This is a genomic window from Microcoleus sp. MON1_C5, assembly GCF_036701875.1.
Classification (GTDB): Bacteria; Cyanobacteriota; Cyanobacteriia; order Cyanobacteriales; family Microcoleaceae; genus Microcoleus.
The window spans coordinates 15,020-31,973 of sequence record NZ_JAUBRN010000038.1; the positions used below are offsets into that span (position 1 = coordinate 15,020).

Below are 16,954 nucleotides of genomic sequence, written 5' to 3' on the forward strand. Positions count from 1 at the left end.
AGCACCTACTGCGACTTCATTATTAACATTAAATAGTTTTCGATCACTCTTGCTTGGCGATCGCCCCCTGTTGCCACAATTTCCTCACTCTCAGCCGCTCCTTCTCATCTTCCATGCCAAGCTTATCAGCAGCCTGCTACTTAATTTAATGAATGCAGAACGCACTCCACAGCGCGGAATTCTGTACTTTTTGCATTAGATGTTCAAACATTTAAACATTTGAACATCTAATGTAGAGTGACAGAAGAGCAGTACAATCCCCAGTTTCTCAATTGTTGCGAGTAACTTGTCTGGTGCGGAGCCGATAACGCAGTCAGAACTCTGGTGAGGAAGAAATGGTTTGCTGTCTGATGGGGTAACAAGCAATAATCCAGTTAGGTTTCAACAATAGTTTGATGTTTTGCTATCAAAATAGCTTTATCCAATAAGTCTAAAAACTATAGGTATAAAAGCAAACCAGCAAACTACTTTTTAAAATTTTACTATCAAAATAGCAAAGTAGCAAAATACAGTCTCTTGCCCGACAGGGAAGCCAGCCGAATAAAATTGAAACATTGGAAACATTAGAGAAACATTGAAAAATTTTCTTGACACGCCAGTGATGGTGGTGTGAGAATTGGGCTACACCCCAGATTGAGGAGGGCGGCCCGTGAAAGTCACCAGACATAGAGACAAAATCCTAGAGGCGCTGCGAGAGTGGTTTCGCGTCCACAAAGAGGGGCCGACCCTGGAAGAGTTGTGCGTAGAACTAGGAATGCAGCCGCGTCAGAAAGCAACGGTACAACGATGGTTACAGACCATGCGCGGCATTGACATAGAATGGGAAGATAATGCAGCCCGTAGTCTCCGCCTGCTTGCAGGCGACCCAGAAGTTGAACCCGGACTACAGATATCGGTACCGGAAACCTTGCGGTACCTAGCAACGGGACTGGCAGAGTGGGAAAAGCGGGAACTGAGTGAGCGAGAGCACATTCCAAAAGCACTCCGCATCGGGATGTCCCGAATGTACCTAACATCTTTACTGCAAGGAGATGAACAAGTCCCCTCGAACCTCCCAGAATTTTTTGAATGGGCAAAAAATCCGGTAGTCGAGTGGAAACCAGCAGCAGAAATTAAATACCTTTCACCGGATGTCACTCTCATCGAAGATGGAGCAATTTCCAACTTTGCTGAACAATGGCAGGTTACAGGTGACGACATAGAAAAGCAGGTGCAGGAAAAAATCTTGCAAGATGTTCTCGAACATTGCCGAGGGTATCAACTAGAAGATGCCTATCGTGCTTTCCGCAAACTGATTATTGAACGTCCCGTCCTCCCCTACTCAGAATACCGCCGCCTCCTTTCGTCCTCCCAATTCAGGCCCCTGCGGGACTTCTTGCTACAAACCTACATTGATTTAGTCGATTTAGCAGAAGAAAACAGCTATCATTTTTGCCCACGCTGCAAATATGTAATGCACCGTCGCCAAGCTCAAACCTATAGCTGCCGAAACGGAACTTGCGAACAACTGTGCGCCCAACTTCATCTGCCGCCGTCGCCACCAATTCCCAAACAGGAAGCAGAAACTTGGAAAGTTGTAACTCCAGGCGTATATCGGTATGGGACAATCCCTGGACTTTGGGAAATTCAATTAGCAGAAACTCTTACAAAATTAGGCATCCGCGTCACCCTGTGGCCGGAGATTGATGAATTTGACTTGCTTGTGGAATTTAGCAAGAAAATCCGCTGGGCGATTGATGTAAAAGATTGGTCGTACTTAGATGAAGAGCGTTTGCAGAAAACTAGGGAAAAATTACAGCGTCGCTCTGAATTTACAGAAATTTTTATTGTCTTCCCAGATGAGAGAGAAGAAAAATTGCGAATCAGAATAGTACGCCAACAACTAGAACCGTCTATGGGTGGATTGCGATTGAAGCTTGTCAGTGAAATCATCTCTCAAGCTGAGAAACTTTTAAAGGAGAGAAACCATGCGTGACATCACTAATTGGAGCAAACAATTGCGCCAAGCTATACGTAACTCTGATGACTTAAAATCTCATGTTATTTTTAACCTACCTGATGGTGATGAAAAAGTACAAAACCGAGAAATACAGCGCATAGCCGAACTGATTGTAGAAGTAGAATTAGGGCTAACTTTATTAAAAGAAATAGCACCGGAAGAATCTGCCATTTCAGTCTCAGGCCTACTTTCAGGTTATCGTTTTCCGGTTGCATTTCTGCAAAATGATATCAATTTGCCAAGCAATATCAATTTACAAAGTGATAGCAACTGGTTCTTGGTACAAAAAGCTCGCTTTTATCTGGTGCGTCGCAAAGGGAATCAATGGGAACGTTCGCTCTCTGAATACATCAACACCCCTGAAATTTTGAGAATTTACAGCTTGACGGACATCAATCAATCCCCGCAATTAATTCCCTCAAGTACCTACCCTCGTCGCTGGCAGCTATATCGCCAAACCTTATCAGCAACCCCACCGCACAAAAAAATAAAAATTAAACTAGCAAATTCTGGGTATTGGTATGCTAAGATTTCCCACAAAGGGAATGCTCCTATTGAGGTTCCCATCAATATTCCCCAAGCTGTTTCTCATCAGGCATTCTCATCACAGGTTTCTTTTTACCGCACGCGCACTCAGGAGAATCCTGCTCATACCGTTACACTAGACGAGTTGCTGATTTCAGCCCAGGAAATGGATAGTCAACTGGCTAAATCAAGGTACGATCCAGAACATTATTATAGCCGCCTTCAAGGGATTGCCTTACGGCTGTATGACGATAAAAGCGATGATTTTTCTCCAGGTTGTGAACTGAAACTAGAACAACTCATCCACATTGTCGGTTTATTAAATGTCGGCAAATCTACTCTGCTCGAAGTTCTTATTTATCATTTGGCAAAACAGGGATATCGCTGCGCTTTAATCGTCAATGATGTGGTAGCAGCCGTGCGCCTCGCTTCCCTATTTTGGCACGGATTGGGCATTTGTGCGGCTCCCGTATTGGGGAGCAAGCGCTCCCAACAACTGGAAAAAGTTTACGAACCCATTTTAGCAACAAAGGGTGAGGAAATTGACCAAGGTGCGATTCATCCAGCATGGCGCTGGTTTAGTCCCGTCTGTCCCTTACTCGCTTTAGTGCAATCAGAGGATAAGTGGGAATTTGGCTCTGAACCCTGTCACAACCTTTACCAGAAAGTAACTACAACTAAAAAAGACAAAGACAATGATATAAACTCGGAGGATTTAGAAGATTGGGAGGAAGGCGAAACAGAAAATAAATATACCTGTCCTTTTTATTACAAATGCCCTCGCCACCAGTTGGAACGAGATATCGCGCAAGCTTTCGTGTGGGTATTGACGACCGCTAGCTTCATTCACACCCGCGTACCCCGCCAAATATTTGAGGAAAAACTTACGTTTGCTGAAGTCGTTTACCGCGAATGTAATTTTCTATTTATTGACGAAGCTGACCGGGTACAGGTGCAGTTCGACGAAGCTTTTGCTCCTGATGAAGTGTTAGTTGATGCTTCGGGAAACTCATTTTTAAATAAACTTGGCATCAAATTTGCAACTGCTATTTACAATTCAGATCGTCGCAGTATGGGAGCAGAATTAGTAGCCGCCGCTAAAAAAGCGAACGATTACGCTCAAATTGCCACTGATATTATCCTTCCCAAACTGCACAGCCAACCTAAACTGGTTGAATGGTTAGGTTCAAATCCTTTCACTGGTCGTTCCGTATTTGCTCACATTATCCGCGATATTCTTGAACCGACCTCAGAAATTGAAAATGAGGAATCCCAAATTAAACTCACCCGTAAAGAGCGCAGCCAACAACGGCTAAAACGGATTGACGCGGGTTTGCCACCTGAAGAGGAACGGCAGCGGCGTAAACAGCTATTACAAACAATAGAGAAATTTTTGCAAGCTCCCCTTAACCGCCGTAAGGGAGGAGAACTTTCAGAGATCGCCCTTACCATATTAAGTGCAGAAAGTGAGCGAGCGGTATTAGATGAAGTGGCTTACTGGCTAAATAGATGGCTTGAATCTTTGGGAATTTCTATCACAGATAACATTAAGTTTAAGGAAGTTACAGGTCACTTATACTTCGCTATTCTTGTAGCTGTGCTGACGAATCGGTTAGCTTTTCTGGTCGATCATTTAAGTATTTTAATGGGGACAAGCATTATTGATTTGCACGACACCAGTCTTTCTCTCGTGTATCGCCCGCCCCGCGATTATCTACCGATTTTGCCATCTGCGCCTGTGGGAAATATTTTAGGCTTTAAATATACGCGCGATCGCCGCAGCAATGTAGGGGGAAAATTGGAGTATTTCCGCTATGTGGGAGTAGGTCGCTACTTGCTTTTAAATTTCCCCACTCTTTGGGCTGTTGATGGTTGGAATGGCCCCCATACGGTGCTCATTTCAGGCACGAGTTATGCTCCAGGGAGTCCAGCTTATCACATTCAGAAAAAACCTACAGTCTTGCTAGAACCAGCGCGGAATAATGACAAAGTTGGCGATGCGGGAATTGGCGAAAGTGAGTTTTTCTTCAAGCCGCAGCAGAGCGCAGGGAGGTACATTGCTCTATCGGGACAGCCACCCGCTGCGCGGAAAAAGAAGGCTGAAGAAATGGTTAAGGCTATCTGTAATAAATCAGGAGAAGCTAAGAGCTTTCTCGATCTGTTATTTGATACCTTAAAAGATAAAGAAAAGCTTGACCCCCAGCGGTGGGATAAGCGCCATCGGGTGCTGGTCATTACCAACAGTTATGACGAAGCCGAATGGGTTGAGTCGGTTTTGAAATCGGTTTACCGTGTTGAAAATATCGTAGGCGAAGTCATTCCACAAGGGGAACGAATTAAAGTCCTTCGTCGTGATAATGCTCCAACTAATTTGAGCGGAATTCGCCGGGGCAAAATTCGGGATTTGCATCAGCTTCCTACTCAGATTGTAGTAGCTCCTTTAATGGCTTTAGAGCGGGGTCATAACATCCTCAACAATAGCCAGATAGCAGCATTTGGTGCAGCAGTATTTCTGTGTCGGCCGATGCCTGTCCCGGATGATTGGCAAACCACTGTCCAGCAACTTAACAATTGGGCGCTAGAAAATGCTTCTAACTCTAATCTTTACGAACCCATGCAACGGCGCGGTGACGCTTTCACGCTGGCGAATGTTGAGAACGAATTTTACAAGTATGCGGTGGCAAAGATGCTCGATTTGAGTTGTCGAGCGATGTCTTTCAGACAGTTGACGGATGATGAACGCTCTGTACTTTGCTGGACTCAATTAGTTAGTATCTGGCAAATCATTGGGCGTTTAGTGCGTGGCGGTGTTCCTTGTATCGTTCATTTTTTGGATGTCAAGTTCGCACCTAATTCAGCCGCAGGGGAATTCGACAGCAATGTCACCTCACTTTTAGTGGGAATTCTCAAAGAACTTCAACTCTCGGTTGAGGGGGAAGGAAAACGACCTTGTGAAAGAACCTTAGCGCGTTCGCTCTACGGTGCTTTTTTAAATGCACTCAAAGAAACAAAGGAATTACACTATGACATTTAAAACAATTCTACCCGGAGCTTGGGAAATGACGGAGGATGTACAATACAATCTCTTTTCTCTAATTGTTCCTACTGCATGGCAACAAGTGGCTAAATCTCTTGCACAAAAGCGCTTTAAGCTACTTGGTAAAGGCTATCCTTCTGTACCAGTCTCTTCTCTCGACCCCATTGTAGCTGCAAGCTTTCCAAAAATCATCCAAACTGCTCGTTATGGCTGGAAGTATCCATCTGTGCCTTGGGTATTTGCAACAGAAGCTGCTGACCTTTCTGACTTCCCAGAATTGATTAAAGATTGGTTACGAGAAGAGTTTAGCGAGTGTTTGGGAGAGTCGGAAGTAGAGTCAATTTTTGAGAAGCTAGATAATAACGCTTGGCATTGGGAAGACCCTAAAATTTGTTCTCTGCTGCGTTCGCCAGAAAATTCCTATGATGAGGTTCGCTTCCAAGCAATTCCAGATTACCTAGCTGTTGAATTTCTCAAAAATCCTAAAGTTTGCTTTGGTGATAACAATCAGTATGAACTCAACTTCTACCGAGTTGTTACCCTCAATCAGGGTTCTGAACTAATGTCATGGCCTCCTCATCCGGTTTCGCTAATTGGAAGAAATAAACAAGTCGGTACAGCGGATATTTCATTTGTTATTCGTTTTAATTTGCAGACAGTTCCTTGGCGCAAAGACCCGATTATTTACCATCAACTTTCAATCCGACAATGGATTGTGGAGCCTTTTGATAAATTTTCCTATAGAGGTGCTACCGCTTATATTGGCGATAATCGTCGGTGGTTAGATGGGGTTCGGCAGCCGTTCTGTTTTATGCCTTTACGGATCAAGCAAATGATAACACAAGAAGGGAGACAACCAAAATGGTCAAGAGCGATTACTGAGCTTCTAAAGATTAACGAATCTCCACTTCCTGAACTTAATATTTTAGCCTCTGACCCAAAACATCAATGGTCAAGTTTTGGAGAAGAACCAGGTGGGATACAGGTGGCAATTTCTTACGATACCTCCTGGGGTAAACTCCCTTGCCTTCGCGGTGTCAGTCCACGAGATTTAGCTAACCTGGATGGGGCAATTCAAAATAAGTTAGTTGGCGAAAATTTACCTCTTCAGCGAGTTGGTGAAGCAATTAAGGTATCTAGTAAATTTGTATCTTTCTGGGAGCGTGGAAATCCGAAAAAGCAAGGCGATAAATCACCTAAAAAATCTGACGATTTATCTACCCCAATGCTGCGACCTAAAGTTACTGCACCCGCTGTATTTCGTTCCGCTGAAACTCCTTTGTATACCATACTTATACTCTGGGAAACTAAAGAATGTCGGGATGCGCTCATTGCTGAAATCTGCGAGAGACTTGACTTATCACGGAAGGGGGCGACTGAGATTTATCAATTAGAGGTACAAGGGGAAGAAACTATCTACGAAGGCTCATTTGGTTCTCTGAGAATTAAAACTCAGCACGTTCAAGATTTGACACAGAGACTTGATATAAAAAATTCCTCAGTCAAAGGCAACAGCCGACAACAACAGCGCATTAAATTAATCGATGAGCGCGTCTCTCAGATTGTTTCATCTCTACCAAAATCTCAAGGAATATGCGGTGCATTAATTGAAATAAAGCCCAAAAAATTATTTTTCCCACCGGAGTCAGATCCCAAGTTAGCAATAAGAATTGGAGTGGTGCAAGCTGGGTATGTCAATCAGCACATTCACGCAGTAACAACTCAATTGAAAAACGGTACAGAATCTGTCACTAAAGATGCTCCTAATCGAGTGCAAAAAGCTGTTTCGGATTTATTGCGACAATTTGGAATTCTGCCTGCTTCTCTAATTGATCTAGAAAAGGATGGTATCGATCCAAATTTGTGGCTGACGTGCTTCCGCGTCCTGCGCCGTACTCGAAAAACAACGGCTACCAACACCCCTGCTACTGTTGCATTAATGGTGCGAGTTAACCCCGTAAAGGGAATCGTACAAGTTACTACTCCTTCTTTATTCGGGACGCAAAAATGGGTATCGTACCCTGTTGGACTTAGCTCTCTCATTACTGAAAAGTGGGATTTGGATTCCTATGTAGATGAAGCGATTGGTGACAGCGATGAAGAACAGTCATTTAGTGAGAAAAAACCCGAACAGCAGTTGCTTAATAAATTCATTGCTGATTGCTTGCGTGATTGTCTAAGTACACCAGTTGAAAATGAGAAATTACCTCGCGTACTCTTCATGGTGGAAGCGCAAAATGCCCGCAAAATGTTGACGTGGCTACAAAACCCCAAGCTACCCGCCAACGATTTACCCCACGAACTGAAACAACACATGACAGAATCAGAACTAAATCGCTTGTGGCTTGTGCGGTTGCGAGTTCCAGACGGCGAAGTTCCTGTCGGTATTGTCAAGGGTTCTCCCGGTAGCAGAACTAGCGGTTTATTCTGTTGGAAAGATGTGTGTGATGATAAAAAATATATGCTTTATCTAAGCATGAGAAAGCCGTTAACTACTGAACAAGGTACAAACACCTTACAACAAAAGCAGTCTCGGCTTGATAATGGTAGCAGACAAGCTGGGAACCCAAAACTCCTAGAGATAGCTGTCATTTATTGCCCTGAAATAGATTCAGAAAAATTGGCTTTTTTCGTCCATAGTCTCAGAGACCGCTGGCCCTATTTTGCAGATGAGATTTCTTTGCCGTTTCCCTTTCCTTTTGCTACTTTGGCCAAAGAGTATGCGGTTAGTGCCAAAGATCCGGTTGATTCATCAGAAGACTCAGAGGAATCAGAATATTTAGAGGGATCTTTTGAATAAAAATAATCTGTAGGTCGAATGTCGGGGGGAGCAGTTTCATCCAAAGTGAGTGATAGAATTTTTCCTCCCGTGAAGACTACTGGAAACTGGCGCAGAAATAGCGAAGGTGACACCAGCCGCAAAGTAGCACTTTAAACCATTACCAGGTAAAGATTACAGCCTTTTTTCAACCAGACCGCGCCTTTGGGCTGGGCTAACACTCAGTTAACCAGGGCAGAGTATAGCCTATACTCTGTCATCCCTTTGAAGCTATTGAGTGAAATCTTTGCGAACCAAGGCTTTCAGCATTTTGGATATAAAGAAGCGAGCTTGTGTTCTATTTGTTGTCGTATCTCAGATTAAGTTTGGTTATAAGTCTTAGCGTACAGTTTCGTTCCATTGCTGCTCAAGGGCGTAGAACAGCGAAATTCCAAAGACCGATTAGCCCTCAGCTCTTGCACCTTGGACAATAATGGATTGGAAACAGGCAAAAGTGGAGTATGAGAAATTAAATTCTTAAATCTTCCATATAAAACGCAACAGGACATCTTAGTATAAATTTACATAATATGTCCTGAATCAACTTTGTACCCGTGCAAAATTGAACTAGCTGTACGCAAACACTTAGTGCAGGATCACTCATTTAGAGTTTTTATGAAAAGCAAATTTTCACGGTTTATCGCTTTGTGCCTTTTAGTTGTGTTTGGCTTAATACTATATGTTCCGAGTCCTGCTTTTGCAGACACACGCGCTAGCTTGGAAAACAATAGTGTACTAGGTTTTACTTCTGGTCAGCCGATTCTTGCAGGCTTTTTCAATCGTATTCGTCAAATGCTGGATGATACAATCCCTCGTATAGAGGGCCCGGTAAACCCGGGTGATTTTAGTGCCGGTCAACCGAGCCTTCCAGAAGTGATTATAAATATGTCGAAGCCAGTTCCCGCCAATACAGATCAACCAAGCCCTGGACAGAGTATTCAAAATTTCCAGAGAGAAAAGGCTGAAAGAGAAATTGATAGGGCTACTGGGGGAAAAAACGTAGACCGAAACAATTCTGCTGGAGAAAAGGTAAAATCTGGTGCGACAAAGAATGTGGCTTGAGGGATAAGGAGTAGGTGTACAAGCTGTAGTCTTGCCTTCTACTGTATGTAGTTGAATGGCACTGAATACAGCTTAGTCCTTCCGTCAGTGCCATTGGAATGTAGTTGAACTTGATGTGTGAGGACAATAGGTAATTTGATTCTAATGAGAATGTCTATTGTCCTGACGGGGTGACAAGCAAGTTGAAAGACATACACTTGTAAAGGTTTGAGTTAAGCTACGTCAAAAAAGATATGTGCGTGCGATGCCTGCGGCTGGCATAGCTGCAGCGACTTTTTCGGGCTTCGATAAGGGAGAATAAGGATCGGCGGCGAGCGCTACTATCATAATTCTCAATAAGCTCTTGTATAATCGCTGCTATCTTGAGGAAAGCTCAGAAGCCTCAACGCTTTGCCCATAAAGGTTTCAGAGGCGTTGTCACTCCCGTCAGGGGATTCTCCTTTAATATTTGGATAGCAAACCTTAATATTGTGATAGCAAGATACTTTGATATGTAAAATTGGAGTTTTGGTGGAGCTAAAATTTGTTTCTAACTTTGAGATTAAAGAATCCAGCCCAAATTTTTATAAAGCTATTTTGATAGCAAAGTAGCTTTATTGCTTGTCGTCCAGCTTGGTCGGATAGGTGCGACCAAGCTGGCGTTACCATTGGTTGATGCTTGATAGAGGAGTGCAAGTTTAAGCGATCGGCGGTTTGCCATATTTTTTAAACAGATCGTTGACGGCCTCTATGAGCAAATCGTGAGAAGGCTTCCCCAAGTCAGTTGCCAGATGCTTGAGTTGCTTCCACGCCCCTTCATCTAACCGTAACGTCTGCCCCCTGCGTTTTGGTTCAGCTTCTGTCGTGGAGGACGGTGCTTGTACTGTGGTTGTCCCCTTGGAGAGTGTCAAATCGGATAAACTTGGTTTCTTCTTGGGCATTACTTACTCCCTGCTTTCAACTGTTGAGCAATCCAGTTCCAACTTTTTTTAATCTCTATCGCGGCTTTTCCCCTTGGCTCACTTTCAGAAGCTACCCGACCATCAATCAAGGCGCGTGAGTAGGCAATGCGAGAGGCTAATGCCACAGGACAAATGGGCAAAGCGTAGGCAGCTAGGGCGGTTTTAGCTTCATCGGTAACGCCTGACCTGGGTGGTGTTTGGTTGAGGACGAATACAGCGGGCTTGCCTATGCCTCGTACCAGTTCCACCGTACCTGCGATCGCCTCCAAGTCCAGTACAGAAGGCCGCACCGGAATTACTACCAAGTCTGAGACTCTAGCCGCATGGACGGCATTTGTGTCAATGTCAGGGGGAGTGTCAATCAGCACTAGGTTAATACCACCGTCGCCACAAGCTTGAATGTGGTCAGAGATGTTGGACGGTTGGGGCTGTATCAGCAGCGGGGTTTCAGCTTCTCGCTTGTTAAACCAAGATGCTGAGGACTTCTGGGAATCCATGTCTGCCAATACGACACTCAAGCCGCACTTTACGGCAACAACTGCCCAGTGGACGGCCAGGGTTGTCTTTCCCGAACCTCCTTTTCTCGACAAAAGGCTAACTACGAACATTGGTGCTACTTGCTAGTTTGATATCATTATAGCTTGAAAGCTGAGCGTGACAAACTATTATGCGTTGGTTTAACTTGTTATAAATAGGGTTTTGGTGATTTCTTTCCAAAGATAGTAAACTATTTTGATAGCAAAGTAGTAAGGGCTGCAACTAGGTCTGAGGGCTTTGTGAGAGTTATTAAAGCAGGCTCTTGAATAATTGAGGTGCGATCAGACTCTGCCAGCTTCGCGATCACCCTAAAAAACTCCTCTCAGAATCGCCTGTAACCACCCTCTTTCTCCTTTCAGGGGTAGATTCTCCATCTCGCTCCTTATCTCAAGCCAGTTGGCATCAAGCGTGAGAGAGCTAAACATACGGATAATCAAATAGCTTGAGCAGGGCAAACTCCAGGTATTTCAGACCTAGACTCCATGCCTCTGCTCTGGTTTCTTTTGAAGCTCCGCATCCTTTATGACGGCTTTTTGGGTTAGGATCAACGATTGCGTTGCGTATTTTAGTTATCGCCTGTGGGCCATCAACCCAGTTTTGCCTATTCGCTAGCTGAATCAAGTTAGTTAAGCGCTCTGGGATTTTTAAGTCTATCCCCAAATATGACAGCAAGAGTTTCACTTCATCAGCGCCTGGGAGTTTGTGAAACCCATTTTGACGCTCGGCTGCGTTTATCTTCTACCAACAAGACCCATGCCAGTCGTTCTAATGCTGCCTGCTGTAAAACAATCGAACCATTTACTCCTCCAGCTTGCTTTTTACTCTCCACATACCAGTGAATAGACTCTTGCACTACCTTCCGCCAGTTCTTATTCTGCCATCGACGCATAAAACCAGGAAAGGCTTCAACTAGGTCGGTTGAATCCGTAGAAAACCACGTATAAGTATTTTGCCAAGAGTCGGCGCGACAAGCTGACCACTCATCAAAAACCTGCTTTCCCTGTGCATCAAAACCAGTAATTAGCATGGGAGCAAGCCATAGTCCTCTGGCAAATGACAAGGTAATAGGAAAATGCTTCTAACTGGTCGCGGGCATCGTCCACAGGGAAGGGGTTTCGCTCTAACCGCTCCAGTTTACAGATATGGGTTAGGCCATAGCCACCTTGAGACTGAAGCAACTCGTGGATATCCCAATTTTTGGGAAGAGTTGCTAATACTATTCGCCAATCTCCGGGGGTAAATGAGCAGTCGTACAGAAACTTACGCTAAGGAATTGATTAGTCGTTTTGAATACTGCGCTCGCCTCTTATAAACCTGTACCAATTGATCAGTCTGAAATTAAAAAGCCTCAAATCCTTACTGTGCCGTACAAAAAAGCTGTACCAAAAAATCTATGCTCTAATTGGTACAGTTTAATTTTCAACTCTTTAAGTTTTTGATAGACAAAAAGAGTAGTTCCCAGAATGCTTATCCAGTAAAAGTTTCAGCCGTAGCGTAAGTTTCTGTACGACTGCTCATTTACCCCCGTACTCGTTGGCCGAGTTCAGGGGGCGACAAGCGCCCCCGAACCTTTACAGGCAAATGTTTTCGAGCGATGGACCAGCCTCAAAAAATTCTGCTTATTGACAAAATAATCTCAACAACGAAAAACTACCCAGTTGTGATAAAAAAGAAGGGTCCTGCTAATACCACAAGACCCAAACCAATAAAATGTTACCTTCATTCTATCATCAGATTCTCGAAAAATATCTCACACCAGCACAATTACTCACCCTGCAGATGCTGGTGTGGTTGTTACAATCTCAGAAACAAGTTAGGATCGAACGATTAGCCGCTACTCTACCATTACCCATATTACAAAGTAGTCGCCGCCGTCACATACAACGATTTTTACAGATTAAAGCGCTCAGCATACTTGTGCTGTGGTTCCCGATCGTGAAAGAAGTGATATCTCGTCAGTTCACAGCCGGGAGTCAATTAGTCATTGCATTGGATAGAACCCAATGGAAAGAGTATAATGTCTTAATGGTAAGCGCGATCGTTCAAAAAAGGGCGTTTCCTATATTCTGGACGCTGCTAGATAAACAAGGGGCTTCAAATCTCGCCGAACAGCAACAAGTATTGCGTCCGGTAATTCGGCTTTTGAAAAGATATAAATTAGCGCTAGTAGGCGATCGCGAATTTCACAGCATAGAGCTGGCGCAATGGTTACACCGTCAGCGTTTAAGTTTTGTCCTCCGTCAAAAATGCAGCACGACTTTTCGAGAAAAAAGACAATTTTTTCAACCCTTAGATAGCATTCCAGTTCAACCAGGAATTCATCTATTCTATCCGAAAATTAGCTTTACTCAAAAGAAAGGATTTTCTCGGTTTAACCTAGTTGCTTCCTGGAAACGCAAATATCGAGGAAAACAAGAAGACGAACCTTGGTATCTATTAACTAATCTCCCTGATTTGAAAAGCGCGATCGGAGTTTATAGCAAACGTTACGGTATCGAAGCAATGTTTAAAGATTGTAAAACCGGAGGATATAACCTAGAGGGGTGTCAAGCATCACCGGATAAATTAATTGCTTTAATGATTGTAATCGCTTTGGCGATGACTTCAGCATGGTTAAAAGGGAAAAAAACTCAGCTTCAAGGACAAGAAAAATATGTGTGTCGTCTAAGCGAGCCAGATAGAAATAGAAAAAGACATAGCAAGTTTTGGATTGGTTTATATGGCGAAAATTGGCTAATTGCCTTTGACTATTGCCAGGAGTGGGTAGACTCAATGCTGAGTTTGGTTCGCAATAAAAAGTCATTTTATCAGAAGGGATTGAGAGCCATAAAGCTTATAGGGCAAGCACTTTAGCTGCATTGTCGCCCCCTGAATTGGCCGAGAATGAATGCGCGACCATCGGCAGCCACCCCAGCAGCGATCGACGCAACGCGCAAATGCGAACATTGAAGTTCCATTGGACGATCGGCATCTTTAATCTGATGTTTAGTTGCCTTGCCAGAGCGATCGCCGGTTAACACCTTCGCCTTCAGCAACTATTTGCTCCATTCGTCCCATTCGTCCCATGCTGCCAAAGCCACTTTTGCGATGACTTCCTCCCGTACCGCATCGTTTGCTCCAGAATCTGAAACAAAAACTGCAATCGCCAGATGTCGTCCATTGAGGAGCGTCACGAGTCCAACATCATTGGTTACAGCCGTCACTCCATCAACGGTACGCAACGTACCAGTTTTGTGCGCTACGGGGGATTTGATGTTGACAGGGACTTTGGCGATCGCTAGAGTTTTCGGTTGAGTAGTTGTTACTGTTGGCCCAATGGAAAATTTTCCATTGGATTTCTCCATCTATTCAATCCCAGGAATTCGGCGCAAACATTTCAGAGTTACTAAAGCCTCAACTTATGACTTCTACTTCCTACGTAGCTCACACAAATAATGCCTTTATCCTTACCGAAACAGTAAAAGTGGCTCAACTGATATACCAAGGAGCGACTTTCGATGAAATTCGGCAACAAGTAATTGAAGAGGACTTATTTCAATTGCGATCTCTCACTTCCCGTAGTCGGGCATTGAACACGGTCTTCCACCGCCTGCAAAAAGTAGACCTTAGTTACATTAAATTGCTAGCCACAGGTATTACTGATATTCGTCGCCTGACCAATCTGTTTTTAATTTTGCGCTCTGACCTTCTTCTAAGAGAACTGATTGATGAAGTATTGTTAGATAAACTCAAGCGCCTTGTTTATACGGTTAACCCTGCTGACTTGCGAACCTTTTTCGAGACTAAGCGGGAGCAAAGTCCAACCATCGCAAAGTGGTCGGATTCAACTTACCAGAAAACTGCAAGTAATACGGTGCTGGTACTTGTGAGTGCAGGGTTATTGCAAGCCCTCAAGCCACGAGGGAATTATGAAATTAGACCTATTCCTGTTCCAGGGGCGTTACGTCAGCAACTCTTGCTTGATGGAGAAGAAATTTACCTGCGTTTGATGCTCAACTAACGCCCAGTGCTTTGAATGTTGCATCTACAGGATCGGTGTAAAAAGATGTTTGGAACTTGACAAACAGTTCAGGGGGTACGGTAGGCAGGTCAGCCGCACTGGTCATTGGTAGTAAAACGCGCTTGGCACCTGCATCGAATGCTACTTGGAGACTACCTGCCAGATTACTAACTGGGGTAATAGTACCACCCAAGGTCATCTCTCCAAAAATTGCTAGTTGGGACTGTACGCTCCGTCCTAATGATGCCGAACATAAGGAGATAAACAAAGCCAGCCCGCACTCTTGGGGAAGTCCAGCCCCTTGCAAATCTAATAACTGAAGTAAGAAATCTACGTTTTCTGGATGAATAGTGCCGCTAACTCGGTGGGCATTGGCTTTGAAGAAATTTAAGGCAATATTCATCCGGTCTTTCATACGGCTGCTACTGGCTACTCCGGTGCGAACTAGCTTCCCGTTTCCTGGTACTGTTTGTAACTCTAGTTTGAATGTGCCAATCATCTCACTATCGCCTGTGCTGACAAAGTGCAAATGACCAGGGGCAAGGGCATCTTCACCTATTAAACTTACACCCCCTTGTTCTGGTACAGAGACAAAGTGTTCTTCTAGAGTTTCCAAATCAATGTAGCTAAAGTAGACATCATAGAATTCCATCCCGCCAATTTTCTTTAGTTGCTCTTTGATGCGACGGCGGACTCGCAGTGCATATACCAGTGCTTCGCGCACATCTTCTTTACTAAATGAGCCATCAGGGAATAGTAACTTTAACAGTCCTGATACTGTTTTGCGGACACCCTGTACATCTCGTTGCTTGAGGTTATTTCCCAGACGAAAATAGCGATCGATCCCATCTCCAAAACTACGTTTCCGCATTTCCCGCAGCCATTCGGCTAAGTAATCCACAATAAAGCCATACTGTTTAGTAAAGTTGTGCGGACTAAACTTAGGAATTTCCCAACCAGGAATATAAGCATGAAAGCGATCGAAAAATGCTGTATCAATCATCGCTTCGGGAAAGGGGGCTAGCAGGTGGGAAGTTTTAACCAAGGACTCTACACTTTGATTAATATTGCCCACAAATACCATTGAAGCGTTGGCAGAAATTTCTGCTTTACCCCGTGCAAACGATCCAGATGCCATATAATCTTTCATGATCTGCACGCCATCGTTGTCGTGGAAGCTAATTCCGGCGACTTCATCAAAGGCTACTACATCAAATAAGCCTACTAGCCCTACTCGGCGTGATGCCATATTGTAAAACAAGTTGGCGACAGTAGTTTTACCACCTGAAACTAATATTGAGTTGGGCGAAACTTCTTTATAAATGTGGGATTTCCCTGTAGAACGTGGGCCTAATTCACAGCAATTATAGTTGTTTTCGCATAATGGCACCATCCGTGCTAGCAAATGCCATTTCACATCTTCAGTGAATGTAGTTGGTTCTAGTCCTACAGAGCGAATTAGCAGATCCATCCATTCATTTTTGCTGAAAGCTGGGCGACCTGCAAACAGTTCATCCATATCCACATTTGGCATCTGGATGGGTTTGAGGCTGCCGACAATGAAGGGGCTTGGATCTGCTCCAGCTTTATATTCTAGTTGTAAGATACACCAAATACCCCCGCCTAAAAGCTTTTCATTACGTTTGATAATATCAGGGTCAATTTCTACCCCTTTGATTCCCAAGTTCGCTAATTCTCCTTGGTATATATCAGCTTTTTCGTTTAATTTGACTGTTACGCGATCTATAATGGTAAATCTGCTTAATTCCCGAATTTTAGATTTAACTTTTTCTGCTTCGTCAGGACGCACGTAATTTTCGGCAAGGATACGTTTAACGCTTTGAATACCTTCTTCAATAGTGGTTTCGTCATCAGTGGCGCAGTACATTCCTAGTAAATATTCCAGCACATAAACTGGAACGTTAGCACCTTCCTTGATCCTTTGGGTGAGGTCTTTACGAACTACTTTGCCGGGGTAAGTTTGATTTAGTTTTTGGTCGAGGTAATCCATGTTTTTCCATGATCGGCAATTAAC

General features: G+C 43.9%; 12 protein-coding genes. 6 read left to right on the forward strand and 6 right to left on the reverse strand.

Annotated elements, in window-relative coordinates; translation table 11 throughout:
* Positions 1 to 649 precede the first annotated feature (649 nt).
* From QUA71_RS18575 to QUA71_RS18590, 4 genes are all read left to right on the forward strand, one after another.
* Positions 650 to 1,975 carry a restriction endonuclease-related protein gene (locus QUA71_RS18575; RefSeq protein WP_333287191.1) on the forward strand — a complete coding sequence of 442 codons (1,326 nt, stop codon included), beginning with the start codon at positions 650 to 652 and terminating at the stop codon, positions 1,973 to 1,975.
* Complete coding sequence (locus tag QUA71_RS18580) at positions 1,968 to 5,558, forward strand: pPIWI_RE_Z domain-containing protein (protein WP_333287193.1); 3,591 nt, start codon at positions 1,968 to 1,970, stop codon at positions 5,556 to 5,558. Before QUA71_RS18575 ends, QUA71_RS18580 begins: the two co-directional genes overlap by 8 nt.
* A complete protein-coding gene (locus tag QUA71_RS18585) occupies positions 5,548 to 8,361 on the forward strand; it encodes a pPIWI_RE module domain-containing protein (protein WP_333287195.1) in 2,814 nt (937 codons plus the stop codon). Before QUA71_RS18580 ends, QUA71_RS18585 begins: the two co-directional genes overlap by 11 nt.
* Before the next feature lie 633 nt (positions 8,362 to 8,994).
* A complete protein-coding gene (locus QUA71_RS18590) occupies positions 8,995 to 9,441 on the forward strand; it encodes a hypothetical protein (protein WP_333287197.1) in 447 nt (148 codons plus the stop codon).
* Between the two features lie 677 nt (positions 9,442 to 10,118).
* Here the strand turns inward: QUA71_RS18590 and QUA71_RS18595 are convergent.
* From QUA71_RS18595 to QUA71_RS18605, 3 genes are all read right to left on the reverse strand, one after another.
* Positions 10,119 to 10,361, reverse strand: coding sequence for a ribbon-helix-helix domain-containing protein (locus QUA71_RS18595; protein ID WP_333241805.1), 243 nt, complete (start codon positions 10,359 to 10,361; stop codon positions 10,119 to 10,121).
* Complete coding sequence (locus QUA71_RS18600) at positions 10,361 to 10,990, reverse strand: ParA family protein (RefSeq protein ID WP_333287199.1); 630 nt, start codon at positions 10,988 to 10,990, stop codon at positions 10,361 to 10,363. The genes QUA71_RS18595 and QUA71_RS18600 overlap by 1 nt, the downstream gene beginning before the upstream one ends.
* Positions 10,991 to 11,604: 614 nt before the next feature.
* Positions 11,605 to 11,946: a hypothetical protein gene (locus tag QUA71_RS18605; protein ID WP_333287200.1), complete on the reverse strand. Its 342-nt coding sequence runs from the start codon at positions 11,944 to 11,946 to the stop codon at positions 11,605 to 11,607.
* A gap of 683 nt (positions 11,947 to 12,629) precedes the next feature.
* Here QUA71_RS18605 and QUA71_RS18610 point away from each other — a divergent pair.
* Positions 12,630 to 13,772, forward strand: coding sequence for an IS4 family transposase (locus QUA71_RS18610; RefSeq protein ID WP_333287202.1), 1,143 nt, complete (start codon positions 12,630 to 12,632; stop codon positions 13,770 to 13,772).
* Here QUA71_RS18610 and QUA71_RS18615 read toward each other — a convergent pair.
* Positions 13,769 to 13,954, reverse strand: a complete 186-nt coding sequence (locus tag QUA71_RS18615; protein ID WP_333287204.1) for a hypothetical protein — start codon at positions 13,952 to 13,954, stop codon at positions 13,769 to 13,771. The two genes, QUA71_RS18610 and QUA71_RS18615, sit on opposite strands and share 4 nt — an antisense overlap.
* The gene (locus QUA71_RS18620) at positions 13,955 to 14,263 is read right to left on the reverse strand and encodes a hypothetical protein (RefSeq protein WP_333287206.1); all 309 of its coding nucleotides are present in this window, start codon (positions 14,261 to 14,263) and stop codon (positions 13,955 to 13,957) included.
* Positions 14,264 to 14,319: 56 nt separating this feature from the next.
* Between QUA71_RS18620 and QUA71_RS18625 the strand changes: the two genes are divergently transcribed.
* The gene (locus tag QUA71_RS18625; RefSeq protein WP_333287208.1) at positions 14,320 to 14,919 is read left to right on the forward strand and encodes a DUF1819 family protein; all 600 of its coding nucleotides are present in this window, start codon (positions 14,320 to 14,322) and stop codon (positions 14,917 to 14,919) included.
* Here the strand turns inward: QUA71_RS18625 and brxL are convergent.
* A complete protein-coding gene (gene brxL / locus QUA71_RS18630) occupies positions 14,912 to 16,930 on the reverse strand; it encodes a protease Lon-related BREX system protein BrxL (protein WP_333287210.1) in 2,019 nt (672 codons plus the stop codon). The genes QUA71_RS18625 and brxL overlap by 8 nt on opposite strands.
* Between the last annotated feature and the right edge of the window lie 24 nt (positions 16,931 to 16,954).

Coding starts and splice junctions, on each gene's coding strand:
- QUA71_RS18580 (WP_333287193.1), top strand. CDS start 1,968: ATGCGTGACATCACTAATTGGAGCAAACAATTGCGCCAAGCTATACGT.
- QUA71_RS18585 (WP_333287195.1), top strand. CDS start 5,548: ATGACATTTAAAACAATTCTACCCGGAGCTTGGGAAATGACGGAGGAT.
- QUA71_RS18590 (WP_333287197.1), top strand. CDS start 8,995: ATGAAAAGCAAATTTTCACGGTTTATCGCTTTGTGCCTTTTAGTTGTG.
- QUA71_RS18595 (WP_333241805.1), bottom strand. CDS start 10,361: ATGCCCAAGAAGAAACCAAGTTTATCCGATTTGACACTCTCCAAGGGG.
- QUA71_RS18600 (WP_333287199.1), bottom strand. CDS start 10,990: ATGTTCGTAGTTAGCCTTTTGTCGAGAAAAGGAGGTTCGGGAAAGACA.
- QUA71_RS18605 (WP_333287200.1), bottom strand. CDS start 11,946: ATGCTAATTACTGGTTTTGATGCACAGGGAAAGCAGGTTTTTGATGAG.
- QUA71_RS18610 (WP_333287202.1), top strand. CDS start 12,630: ATGTTACCTTCATTCTATCATCAGATTCTCGAAAAATATCTCACACCA.
- QUA71_RS18620 (WP_333287206.1), bottom strand. CDS start 14,263: ATGGAGAAATCCAATGGAAAATTTTCCATTGGGCCAACAGTAACAACT.
- QUA71_RS18625 (WP_333287208.1), top strand. CDS start 14,320: ATGACTTCTACTTCCTACGTAGCTCACACAAATAATGCCTTTATCCTT.
- brxL (WP_333287210.1), bottom strand. CDS start 16,930: ATGGATTACCTCGACCAAAAACTAAATCAAACTTACCCCGGCAAAGTA.